At 75.6% G+C, this 12,025-nt stretch carries 8 protein-coding genes, 1 pseudogene and 1 riboswitch; of the genes and pseudogenes, 6 read left to right on the top strand and 3 right to left on the bottom strand.

The genetic code is table 11. The annotated features are described in order from the left end of the window. Positions 1-3: 3 nt before the first annotated feature. A complete protein-coding gene (locus tag ACFZCD_RS14335; protein WP_391831288.1) occupies positions 4-642 on the bottom strand; it encodes an SCO2322 family protein in 639 nt (212 codons plus the stop codon). A 122-nt stretch (positions 643-764) separates the two neighbouring features. After that, positions 765-2,066 carry a prenyltransferase/squalene oxidase repeat-containing protein gene (locus ACFZCD_RS14340; RefSeq protein ID WP_391830490.1) on the bottom strand — a complete coding sequence of 434 codons (1,302 nt, stop codon included), beginning with the start codon at positions 2,064-2,066 and terminating at the stop codon, positions 765-767. Between the two features lie 153 nt (positions 2,067-2,219). Next, a riboswitch (cobalamin riboswitch) is annotated at positions 2,220-2,362 on the bottom strand. A 338-nt stretch (positions 2,363-2,700) separates the two neighbouring features. On the opposite strand from ACFZCD_RS14340, the gene ACFZCD_RS14345 reads away from it, so the two are divergent. The 6 genes and pseudogenes from ACFZCD_RS14345 to ACFZCD_RS14370 all read left to right on the top strand — a co-directional run. Further along, complete coding sequence (locus ACFZCD_RS14345; RefSeq protein WP_391831290.1) at positions 2,701-4,110, top strand: aldehyde dehydrogenase; 1,410 nt, start codon at positions 2,701-2,703, stop codon at positions 4,108-4,110. Positions 4,111-4,238: 128 nt separating this feature from the next. Next, on the top strand, positions 4,239-4,418 hold the full coding sequence (locus ACFZCD_RS14350; RefSeq protein WP_391831292.1) for a ferredoxin: 180 nt from the start codon (positions 4,239-4,241) through the stop codon (positions 4,416-4,418). Between the two features lie 143 nt (positions 4,419-4,561). Continuing rightward, on the top strand, positions 4,562-7,408 hold the full coding sequence (gene lanKC, locus ACFZCD_RS14355) for a class III lanthionine synthetase LanKC (RefSeq protein WP_391830492.1): 2,847 nt from the start codon (positions 4,562-4,564) through the stop codon (positions 7,406-7,408). 61 nt (positions 7,409-7,469) lie between these two features. Further along, positions 7,470-7,592 carry a SapB/AmfS family lanthipeptide gene (locus ACFZCD_RS14360; protein WP_391830494.1) on the top strand — a complete coding sequence of 41 codons (123 nt, stop codon included), beginning with the start codon at positions 7,470-7,472 and terminating at the stop codon, positions 7,590-7,592. A 116-nt stretch (positions 7,593-7,708) separates the two neighbouring features. Beyond that, a complete protein-coding gene (locus tag ACFZCD_RS14365; RefSeq protein ID WP_391830496.1) occupies positions 7,709-9,484 on the top strand; it encodes an ABC transporter ATP-binding protein in 1,776 nt (591 codons plus the stop codon). A 1,022-nt stretch (positions 9,485-10,506) separates the two neighbouring features. Continuing rightward, positions 10,507-11,088, top strand: a pseudogene (locus ACFZCD_RS14370) (ATP-binding cassette domain-containing protein); the annotation flags it as partial. A 288-nt stretch (positions 11,089-11,376) separates the two neighbouring features. On the opposite strand, the gene ACFZCD_RS14375 reads toward ACFZCD_RS14370, so the two are convergent. Beyond that, complete coding sequence (locus tag ACFZCD_RS14375) at positions 11,377-12,024, bottom strand: LuxR C-terminal-related transcriptional regulator (protein ID WP_391830498.1); 648 nt, start codon at positions 12,022-12,024, stop codon at positions 11,377-11,379. Position 12,025 lies beyond the last annotated feature (1 nt).

Raw genomic sequence — 12,025 nt, forward strand, 5'->3', positions numbered from 1 at the left:
CACTCATCCGCGGCGTCGGCGGGCCTGCCAGAAGGCCGCGGCGCCCAGGACGACCACGGCGGCGACGCCGCCGATCAGGCCGGCCGACGGACCGCCGTCGCCGGAACCCTTGTCCCCGGCCGCGCTCGGCCGACCGCTCGGCGCGGCGCTCCCCGTGCCCTGCTTCGCTCCGTCCACCTGCTCGCCGCAGCCCGTCCGCGGATACCCGGCGATGGCGCACAGCAGCGCCGCCGCGTCGTACCGCAGCGGCTTCGCGACCGCGGCCAGCGCCTCGCCCGCCGTCGCGTCCTCGCCCAGCTGGGCGCAGGCCGAGCGGGCCGCGGGCGGCGTCTCGCCGGCGGGCGCGTCCGCGGGCGTGCCGAAGTCGAGGACGACGGCGACGCGCTTCGTGCCGTCCTTGGCGGGCGTACCGTCGCAGACCGCCCCGAAGCCGGCGGCGGCACGCGGCTTCGCGGCGTCGGAGGAGTCCCCGCTGACCGCGAACCGGAACCCGATCGCGTCCCCGTCGCCGGGCCGCGCGGTGCCCGGCCCCTGCGTCGCGTACGCCCACTGCCCGCCGGAGCCCTGCCAGAACGACCAATACCGGTAGCCGGCGGCGTACGCCGGGGCGGTGCCGAGCAGCGCGACGAGGAGGGCGGCCACAAGGGCGACGGCGAGGGCAGCGGCGGGGGCGAGCGCACCGCGTACGCCCGCGGCACCGCGCCCGGCCGCCGCGGCGACGGCCCCGCGTATGGCCGCCGCGCCACCCGTCCCGGCCGTGCGCGTCACAGCTGCTGCTTCTTCTTGCGGCCGCTGATCAGGAAGCCGATGCCGGCGCCGAAGGCCAGGCCGACGCCGACGATCCACCACACGTTGACGGTGACGCCGTCGTCCTTCTTCTCGTCCTCCTTGCCCATGCCGCCCGTGGGCCGCTGCTGGGGCGCCGGGCCCGTGGCGTTCAGCTGCTCCACGAGGTCCGTGCCCGCGAAGTCGTGCGGGTTGCCGCCCGCGGCGCGCGTGGCCAGGATCAGCTTGGCGAGCCGGCCGGGCTGGCCCTTGGCCCACTCGGCGGTGCCGCTCTCCTTGGACTGCAGCCACTTCAGGGGCTTCTCCGCGGCCGCGCGGTGGCCGCCCGCGGCGAGCGCGAGAGCGGCGTCGGCCGTGTTGCCCTGGTCGGGCTTGGCGGGGGCGCCCGGCATGGACGGCAGCAGATAGCCGCCGTTCTTGTCCAGGGCGGCCACGAGGTAGCCGTCCACGGCCTCGGCGGCCGCGGCGGCGTCCTTCGGCCGGGACTTGTCGTCCTCGCCGGAGCACTCCAGCGCCTTGACGGGCCGGTCGGCGCCCTCCTTCAGGGGCTCGACGACGAAGCCCTTGCCGCGCGTGGCGAGCGCGGCGGCGGCGCTGGCGAGGTTGTCGGCGCGCAGCCCCTTGTCGTCCTTCAGGTACGCGAACGCGCCGCGCTCACCCTCCTTCGCGTCGCAGCCGAGCTGGAAGGTCAGCAGCGTCTCGACGGGGTTCTTGCCGTCCTTGGCCGCCTCCTTGGCCGGGTCCTGGCCGGCCGCGGTGAACGCGCCGAGGGCGATGGAGGTGGAGTTGGCGTCGCTGGGGATGCCGGCCTGGTAGCCCCAGCCGCCGTTGTCGTTCCGGTGCGCCTTGAGCCAGTCCAGGCCCTTCCTGACCGCGTCCGCGCGCCCGCCGGCGGCGGCCAGGCCCTGCACGGCCGCGGCGGTCGCGTCCGTGAACTCGTCCTTCTTCGGGTCGCACGCCTTGCCCGTGTCCGCCCGGTAGCCGGGGAAGCCGCCGTCGGCGCACTGCTGGCCCGTGAGCCAGTCGACCGCCTGCCGGTTCGGGAGGACGCCCGTGGCGCTCTGCGCCATGAGGGCCAGGGACTGCCGGAAGACGCCGTCGAACTTGGGGTCCGCCGTGCCGTAGAGCCCCTGTGCCGGGGACGGGGAGCCGTCGGCGAGGGCGGCGGGGGCCGCGGCCGCGCCCAGGACGGCGGCAGCGGCCAGGACCGCGGCGCCGCGGCGCGCGTGGACGGCGAGGGAGGGGGCCATGGGGTCGTCGTGCCTCTCGGTGGGTGTCACTGCGGGGACCGGCGGACGGGGTGTGCGGACGGGACGTCCGGCCGCGCACGGCCGCCTCCCCGCGGGCTCCGCGCGGTGGCACCGGGCTCGGCTCCGCATACCTCGGCGGTGCCGGCGGACCGGGCGGCACCGCCACGCGGCACGACCGGCTCCGGAAAGCCTGCCGCCTGGCCCGGGTGGTCCGGCTCGTACGGCGGCGCCGGGCGGCGGGCCGTGCTCACGGTTGCGGGTCAGCGCCGGATTTGCACCGGCTTCCCCCGTTCCGAGGCGGGATGAAGTTGTCACGGACACTTTAGCCGGACGGCCTGAAGATCAACCGTCCGGCGGCCCCGCCCTACGGTGCCTGCGGGCCGTTGCCCGCCGTCGCGCGAGCTGCTAAGTGTCTGATGCTGCGTCAGATACGGCGCGCAGGGCGCCGCGGACGCGCGGGAGGCATCCGGACATGAGCCAGGACTTGAACCAGGACCCGCCCCAGGCCACCGCTCAGCACATGGACCCGGACCCGGCCCGGGCCACTCCTCAGGACGTGAACCGAGGCACCCCCCAGGGCGTGCGCGGGGCCACGCCCGGGCAAGCGCACGGGCCGCTCGGTCACGGGCTGATCGAGCACGGGCAGCTCTTCATCGGCGGCGTCATGGCCGACCCGGCCGGCCGCGCCGTCATCGACGTCGTCTCCCCGCACACCGAGGAGGTCATCGGCCGCGTCCCGCACGCCTCGCGCGAGGACGTCGACCGGGCCGTCGCCGCGGCCCGTACGGCCTTCGACTCCGGCGTCTGGGCCGACCGGCCGCTGGCCGAGCGCATCGAAGTCGTCACTCGCATCAAGGACGGCATCGCCGCCCGGCACGAGGAGATCGCCCGGGTCGTCTCCGCCCAGAACGGCTCGCCCTACTCCTGGAGCGTCCTCGCGCAGGCCCTCGGCGCGATGATGGTCTGGGACTGCGCGATCGCCGTCGCCCGCGACCTGCCCTACGAGGAGCGGCGGGCCGGCGCCCTCGGCCCGCTGCTGGTGCGGCGCGAGCCCGTCGGCGTCGTCGCGGCCGTCGTCCCCTGGAACGTCCCGCAGCTCGTGACCGCGGCCAAGCTCGCGCCCGCGCTGCTCACCGGCTGCTCGGTGGTGCTCAAGCCCTCGCCGGAGACGCCCCTGGACGCGTACCTCCTGGCGGAGATCGTCACGGAGGCGGGCCTGCCGGAGGGAGTGCTGTCGATCCTGCCCGCGGAACGGGAGGTCAGCGAGTACCTGGTCGGGCACCCGGGCGTCGACAAGGTGGCCTTCACCGGCTCGGTCGCGGCGGGCAAGCGCGTCATGGAGGTCGCGGCACGCCACCTCACCCGCGTCACCCTGGAGCTCGGCGGCAAGTCCGCGGCCATCGTCCTGCCGGACGCCGACCTGGAGGCGGCCGTCGCCGGCATCGTCCCCACGGCCTGGATGAACAACGGCCAGGCGTGCGTCGCCCAGACGCGCATCCTCGCCCCCCGCTCCCACTACGCCGAACTCGCCGAGCGCCTCGCGGCCGCCGCCTCCGCCCTCGTCGTCGGCGACCCGCTCGACCCCGCCACCCAGGTCGGCCCGCTGGTCGCCGAGCGGCAGCGGCGCCGCTCGCTGGAGTACATCGCGCTCGGGCAGCGCGAGGGCGCCGAGGTGCTGGCGGGCGGCGGCCGGCCGGCGGGCCGCGACAAGGGCTGGTACGTGGAGCCCACCCTCTTCGGCGACGTCTCCAACGACATGCGCATCGCCCGGGAGGAGATCTTCGGCCCCGTCATCTGCCTGCTGCCCTACGACACCGAGGAGGAGGCCGTGCGCATCGCCGACGACTCCGACTACGGGCTTTCCGGCAGCGTGTGGACCCGCGACGCGGAGCGCGGCATCGGCATCGCCCGCCGCGTCCGCACCGGCACGTACTCCGTCAACACCTTCGGCCTCGACATGCTCGGCCCCTTCGGCGGCTACAAGAACTCCGGCCTGGGGCGGGAGTTCGGCCCCGAGGGCTTCGCCGAGTACCTGGAGCACAAGACGATCCACCTGCCGGCGGGGGAGGGGTGATGAGGGGTGATGAGGAGTGAAAGGGGCGAGAGGGGCGAGAGGGGCGAGAGGGGCGAGAGGGGTGACCGGTGTCCGCTGACGAACGCTGGCGCGTAGCAGTCGACCAGGGGCTGTGCGTGGGCTCGGGGATGTGCGCCGGCAGCGTCCCCGAAGCCTTCGCGCTCGGCGCGGGGCGGCGCTCGCGGCCGGTCGCGGAGGAGACGGACGCGTCCGCGCCCGTGCTCGCGGCCGCGGAGAACTGCCCCGTGGAGGCGATCACGATCACCGTCCTGGGCACGGGGGAGGCCGTGTTTCCCCCGGAGGAGTGAGGCGGGGGCGTGCGCAGCAACGCCGTTCGCACGTACACGCGTTGTTACTCATGCGTTCCGCACGCATCCTTGGTGACACATGTGACTGGCCGGTCCTCCCACCGCGTGGAAATCTCAAGGCAACGCAGCCGAGGGGGGAAGCGATGGACGCGCGGTACGAGGTCTACTGCCTGGCGGACAGGCATTTCTACGAGACCCCGGACCGCCTGTCCGTCCCGGGGGCGGGCGGCGAGGGCGCTCAAGGGGATCCGGGGACTCAAGGAGCTCAACGGGCTCAAGAGGCTCAAGGAGCTCATGGGTCTTCAGGGGGGAGCCTGTACGAGACCGCCCGCCGCCCCGTTCCCACCGGGTGGGGCACCGCCCGCCACGGCGACTGGTTCCACGTCTTCCCCGCCGGGGAGGACGGCGGCCCGCGCCCCGGGCAGCCCCTCCAGGGCTGGAAGATCCACGTCTCCGCGACCGCCGACACCGCGGAGAAGACCGCCGCCGACGTCTGGGACTACTGCGTCGCCCGCGGCATCCCCTTCAAGTTCGTGCCCGGCCCGCACCTGCTGCACCTGCGCAACAACAAGTACGCGGAGCGCGGCCACAGCGGCAAGTTCGTCACCGTCTACCCCGACGGCGAGGAGCAGCTGCACGCCACCCTGACCGGCCTGCACGGGATCCTCGGCGGCCGGCCCGGCCCGTACATCCTCACCGACCTGCGCTGGCACGAAGGCCCGCTCTACGTCCGCTACGGCGCCTTCGCCCGGCGCTTCTGCATCGACGAGCGCGGCAGCCTCGTGCCCGCCGTGGAGGACGGGGAGGGCCGGCTCGTCCCCGACCTCCGGAATCCGGCCTTCCAGGTGCCGGCGTGGGTGACGCTGCCCGCCTTCCTCGCACCGCACCTCGCCGCGCGCAACGCCACCACCGTCGCCGACCTGCCCTACCGCATCGAGAAGGCCCTGCACTTCTCCAACGGCGGCGGCGTCTACGCCGGCACCGACACGCGCGACGGCAGCAAGGTCGTCCTCAAGGAAGGCCGCCCGCACGCCGGGCTCGCCGCCGACGGGGCCGACGCCGTGGCCCGCCTGGAGCGCGAGAAGGAGGCCCTGGAGCGGCTCTCCGGCCTCGGCGTCGCCCCCGAGCCGCGTGACTGGCTCACCGTCGGCGACCACCGCTTCCTCGTCATGGACTTCGTCGAGGGCAAGCCCCTCAACTCCTTCTTCGCCCACCGCCACCCGCTGCTCGCCGCGGACCCGTCCCCCACGGCCACGGCCGACTACACCGCCTGGGCGCTGCGCATCCTCCGCGCCGTCGAGGAAGCCGTCGAGAAGGTCCACTCACGGGGCGTCGTCTTCAACGACCTCCACATGTTCAACATCATGGTCGCCCCCGACGAACGCTCCGTCACCCTCATCGACTTCGAGGCCGCGGCGCCCGTCTCCGAGCACGGCCGGCAGGTCGTCGCCCACCCCGGCTTCTTCGCCCCGCCGGACCGCCGCGGCACGGACGTCGACCGGTACGCCCTGGCCTGCCTGCGGCTCGCCCTGTTCCTGCCGATCACCACGCTGTTCGTGATCGACCGCGCCAAGGCCGCCCACCTGGCCGACGTCATCGCCCGCCAGTTCCCGGTGCCGCGGGAGCTCCTGGACGAAGCGGTCGCCGAGATCACGCGGGACGGGGCCGAGGCCCCGGCAAGCGGCACTGCCCGGGGCGGCGCGGGCTCCTCCGCGGACGAGCCGTCACGGCCCCGCACCGACGAGCCCTCACGGCACCGCACCATAGGCCCCGGCGCCGGCCGCGCCGGCACGCCACAGGCCCTCCCCGACCCCGCCGAGGACTGGCCCGGCGCCCGCGCCTCGATGATCCGCGCCATCCTCGCCTCCGCCACGCCCGCGCGCGACGACCGCCTCTTCCCCGGCGACATCGCCACGTTCTCCGACGGCGGCGGCCTCGGCCTCGCACACGGCGCCGCCGGCGTGCTGCACGCCCTCGCCGAGGCCGGTGCCGAGCGCTACGAGGAGGGCGAGCAGTGGCTGCTGCGGCACACCGATCCCGTGCCCTCCGGCACCCCCCTCGGCCTCTACGACGGCCTCGCCGGCGTCGCCTGCACCCTCGACCGCCTCGGCCACCGGCAGCGCGCCCTCGACCTGTCCGGGGTCGTGCTCGGGGAGCAGTGGCAGCGCCTCACCTCCGACCTGCGCGGCGGCCTGGCCGGCGTCGGCCTCGCCCTCGACCACCTCGCCCGCACCACCGGCGAACAGCAGCTCCACGACCAGGCCGTCGAGGCCGCCCAGCTCCTCGCGGACCGGCTCGCCGCCGCATCCTCCGGCGAGGACGAGGGCGCGTCCCGCCGCCGCGCCGGCCTCATGCGCGGCGCCACCGGCCCCGCCCTGCTCTTCCTCCGGCTGTACGAGCGCACCGGCGCCCCCGCCCTCCTCGACCTCGCCGAACAGGCCCTCCGCGCCGACCTCGCCCGCTGCACCCGCACGGACAACGGCACCCTCGAAGTCGACGAGGGCTGGCGCACCATGCCGTACCTCGGCGACGGCAGCGCGGGCATCGGCGCCGTCCTCGACGACTTCCTGGCCCACCGCCCCGGCGCCGACCCGTACTTCACCGAGGCCCGCGACGGCATCCTCACCGCCGCCCGCTCGCGCTTCTACGCGCAGCCCGGGCTGTTCCAGGGCCGGGCGGGGATGGTCCTGCACCTCGCCCGCACCACCGCGCCCGGCGCCACCGCGGAGCACCTCGCCTCCCAGGTCCGCGGCATGTCCTGGTACGCCATGTCCTACCAGGGCGAACTCGCCTACCCCGGCAGCCAGATGATGCGGCTGTCCATGGACCTCGCCACCGGAACCGCCGGCTGCCTGCTCGCCCTCACCGCCGCCCTCGGCGACCCCGCCGACCGGGCCGCGGGGCCCGCGCAGCTGCCGTTCCTCCCGCCCCTCCAGGGCACGCCCCTCCAGGGGCCCCCAAGCCGGCTCCATGCCGTTGTGGAGCCGTAACGGAAACACCGCACCAACCCAACCCGTCCCCACGGGACAACCCACGGAAAGGAACACGACCATGGCGCTTCTCGACCTGCAGAACATGGAGTCCGAGGCGAACACCGGCCACGGCGGCGGTGGCGGCAGCACCGTCAGCCTGCTCTCCTGCGTCAGCACGGCCAGCGTGCTGATCTGTCTCTGACCCCTTCGGTCAGACCGGACCGGATCTGATCCGGCACCGGGCGGGCCCCTCCTGCGACGAGGGGCCCGCCCGGGTCCTGCACTCACGGATGGTACGGAGACGAGGGCCACCGATCCATGGCACACACGCGTACGGAGCCCGCATCCGCCACGGCCGCCCCCTCCTCCGCCGCCTCATCCGCCCCCTCCGCTTCCTCCCGCCGCTCCGCCACCGCCGGGGACCGGCTCCTGCTGGACACCGCCCGGCACAGCGCCGCCCGCGCCGCCGCGCTCTGCCTCCTGGCCGTCGCCTCCACCGGAGCGGCCCTGCTGCTGCCCCTCGCCCTCGGCCACACCGTCGACCTGCTCCTCGCCCGCCGCGGCCCCGACGCCGGCCGCTGGGTCGGCCTGTGCGCACTCCTCGTCGCCGGCCCCGCCCTGCTCGACGCGGCCACCGAACTCCTCACCGGAACGACGGCCGCCCGCGCCACCGCCCGGCTGCGCCACCGGATCCTCGGCCACGTCCTGGCCGCCGGGCCGCGGGCCGCGGGCCGCTTCCCGCCCGGCGACCTCGTCACCCGCGCCGTCGGCAACGCGGCCGACACCGGCACCGCGCCCGCCACGCTCGCCCACGCCGCGGCCTCCGTCGTGGGCCCCCTCGGCGGCATCGTGGCCCTCGGCCTCATCGACCCCTGGCTCGCCGTCGCCTTCCTCGCCGGAGCGCCCCTCCTCGCCGCCCTCCTGCGCGCCTTCACCCGCGCCTCCACGGACTGCGTCGCCCGCTACCAGCAGCTCCAGGGCGACATCGCCGGGCGCCTCGTCGAAGCGCTCGGCGGGGCGCGCACGATCGCCGCCGCCGGGACCACCGCCCGGGAGCACGCCCGCATCCTCGGGCCCCTGCCCGAACTCTCCCGGCAGGGTCACCGCATGTGGCACGTCCAGGGCCGCTCCACCGCCCAGGCGGGCACGCTCGTGCCCCTGCTGCAGATCGCCGTCCTCGCCGTCGCCGGGCTCCGGCTTTCCCAGGGCCTCCTCAGCGTCGGCGACCTGCTCGCCGCCTCCCGCTACGCCGTCCTCGCCACCGGCGTCGGCATGCTCGTCGGACACCTCAACGCGGCGGTACGGGCCCGCGCTGCGGCAGGGCGCGTCGCCGAGGTGCTCGGCGTGCCGCAACTCCCCTACGGCGAACAGCGGCTGCCGGCCGGGCCCGGCACGCTGGAACTGCGCGGGGTGAGCGTCGTCCGGGGCGGGCGGACGGTCCTGCACGACGTCACCGTGACGGTGCCCGGCGGGACCTCTCTGGCCGTCGTCGGGCGGTCCGGCAGCGGCAAGTCGGTCCTCGCGGAAGTCGCGGGCCGCCTGGCCGACCCGGACACGGGCACCGTCCTCCTCGACGGAGCCCCGCTCCCCGGCCTCCGCCGCCACGACCTCCGCCGCGCCGTCGGCTACGCCTTCGCCCGGCCCGCGCTGCTGGGCGGCACGGTCGGGGGGACGATCGCGTTCGGGGCGTTCACCCCGGGGCGCGAGGCGTGCGAGGACGCGGCCCGCGCGGCGTGCGCGCACGACTTCCTCCGGCGCCTCCCGCAGGGCTACGACACGCCCTGCACGGACGCGCCCCTCTCGGGCGGCGAGACCCAACGGCTCGGCCTGGCCCGCGCCTTCGCCCACGCGGGGCGCGTCCTCATCCTCGACGACGCGACGTCGAGCCTGGACACGGCGACGGAACGCCGCGTATCAGCAGCCCTGCACGCCCCCGGACCGTCGTCCCCGACCCGCGTCATCGTGGCCCACCGCCCCGCAACAGCAGCAACGGCGGACCACGTCCTCTGGATCGAAGAAGGCCGGCCCAAGGCAGTCTCCCGCCACGCCGACCTCTGGCACGACCCCCAGTACCGAGCGGTGTTCCATGCCTGACCCAAAACAATGCCCCCGCTAGCCCCACGCCGCCCCCGGACCCACCAGGAGCCACCCCGACCGGGCAACGAGCCCGGCCACCCTCCCTCCGCCGCAACGGCGAGTCGTCCAACGCCGCATTCCGGCGGTGCCGGGCCGGGCTCGGAACCCGTCGGGGGTAACGCCAGGAGGTCTCCGTGACAGTCGTTGAGAGTGGGCTCGCACGGCGGGGGGTTCGCTATCTCGTCGGGCGGCGCCGGACCGTCGCGTGGCTCGTCTTCTGGTCGCTCGTGGAGGCCGGGCACACGTTCGCCATGGGGTACGCGCCGGCCAAGGCGCTGGACGCCGGGTTCCTCGCGGGGGATCTCCGGACCGGGCTCGCCTGGCTCGGGGCGGCCGCGGCGGCCGTGGTCGCCGGGGCGTACGGCACGGGCCGCACGTACGGTGGTGTCGCCGGTCTCGTCGAGCCGTTCCGCGACCGCCTCGTCACCGGGGTCGTCGCCCGCGCCCTGCGCCACGGCGACAGGGCGGCCGTGTCCCGCCTCACCCACCAGACCGAGATCGCCCGTGACGCCTTCGCGGGCCTCCTCATGGTGTCGCGCTCGTTCGTGTTCACCGCGGCCGGCGCCCTGACGGGCCTCTTCCTGCTGGCGCCGCCCCTCCTGGCGGTCGTCGTACCGCCCCTCGTGCTGGGCCTCGCCCTGTTCCTGGCGGCGCTGCGCCCGCTCGCCCGCCGCCAGGAGGCGTACCTGGCCGCGGACGAGGCCCTCGCCGCCGGGCTGGGCGACGTCTTCGCCGGCCTGCGCGACGTCACCGCGGCCGGAGCCGAGCCGCGGGTGCGCGCGGAGGGCGGGGCCCTCGCCGACGCCGCGCTGCGGGCCTCCCGCTCCCTCGCCCGCTGGTCGGTCGTCCGGGTCGTGGCCCTGGCGGTGGCCGGCCAGTTGCCGGTCGTGCTCCTGCTGGCGGGGACGCCCTGGCTGCTGGACCGGGGCGTCACGGCGGGCGCCCTCGTCGGCGCGCTGGCCTACCTCACGCAGTCGCTGATGCCCGCCCTGCAGAACCTCGTCCACGGCCTCGGCACGAGCGGCTCCCGCCTCGCCGTGGTGGTGCGCAGGCTCACGGCGCCGGCCGCCCCGGCCCAGCCGACACCAGCCCGGCCCGCCGCCTCCCCGGCGGCACCCCGCGCCACCCCCGCCCCCGCCCTCCGGCTCCGCCGTCTCACCTTCGCCTACGGCGACCACGCCGACCCCGTCATCCAGGACCTCGACCTGACCCTGCCCCACGGCGCGCACCTCGCCGTCGTCGGACCCAGCGGCGTCGGAAAGTCGACACTGGCCGGGCTGATCGCGGGCCTCCTGCAACCCGGCGGCGGGGAGGTCACGCTGGGCGGGGACCGGGCGGACAGCGAGGCGGCGGCCGCCCGGCGGGTGCTGATCCCGCAGGAGGCGTACGTGTTCTCGGGGACGCTCGCCGGCAACCTCGGCTATCTGCGCGCCACCCCCGTCCCGGAGGAGGAGCTGCAGGCCGCGGCCGAGGCGCTCGGCATGACGGAACTCGTCCGCCGCCTGGGCGGATTCACGGCGACCGTCGCCCCGGCAGAGCTCTCCGCGGGCGAGCGGCAGCAGATCGCGCTGGCCCGCGCCTACCTGTCGCCCGCCCCCCTCGCCGTCCTGGACGAGGCGACCTGCCACCTCGACCCCGCCGCGGAGGCCCGCGCCGAACGGGCCTTCGCGCGCCGCCCCGGCGGCACCCTCGTCGTCATCGCGCACCGCACCGCCTCCGCCCGCCGGGCGCCCCGCATCCTCGTGATGGACGGGGCGGACACGGCCTGCGGCACTCACCACGAGCTGCTCGCCCGCTCGCCGCTCTACCGCGACCTCATGGGAGGCACGGGGGACGGGGACGGGCCGCCCTCACACCCACCCCGCCCCCCGCGAGATACGAATCGCGTCGACCCGGTTCCGCGCCCCGGTCTTCCGGGTGATGGCGGCCATGTAGTTGCGCACCGTCCCGTTCGACAGGTGCAGACTGCTGGCGATCTCCCCGACGGAGGCTCCCTCCGCCGCGAGTGACAGCACGCTCAGCTCTCGTCTCGTCAGCGGGATCTCCGCGGCCTCCAGGAAGCCGAAGCCGAGCGCCTCGTCGATGTACCGCTCGCCCTTCGCCACATGCCGTATCCCCTCGACCAACCGGTCCGGCGAAGCGTTTTTGCTCAGGAACCCCAAGGCCTTCTCCTCGTACGCCCGGCGCAGTGGCCCCGGCCGCCCGGGGCTGGCCAGGGCGAGCAGGGCCGCCTTCTCGTCACGCCCGTCCTTCCCGCCGCACGCGTCGCTCGCGTCCCCCGCGCACCCGTAGGCGGAGAGCTCCCGCAGGCCCCGCGGCCCGCCCGCGTCCGGGCTGTCCATGTCCACTACGCACACGTGCGGCCGCAGCGAGCGCGACATGGCCGCCGCGCGCTGCCACGACGCCGAGGCGACGTCCAGATCCGGTTCCCTGCCGATCAGGAACGCCAGCGCTGTACGCAGCAGATAGGTGTCATGTACCAGAAGTACCCGGATCACG

Origin of the sequence: Streptomyces sp. NPDC008001 (assembly GCF_042958085.1) — a bacterium.
Taxonomy (GTDB): Bacteria; Actinomycetota; Actinomycetes; order Streptomycetales; family Streptomycetaceae; genus Streptomyces.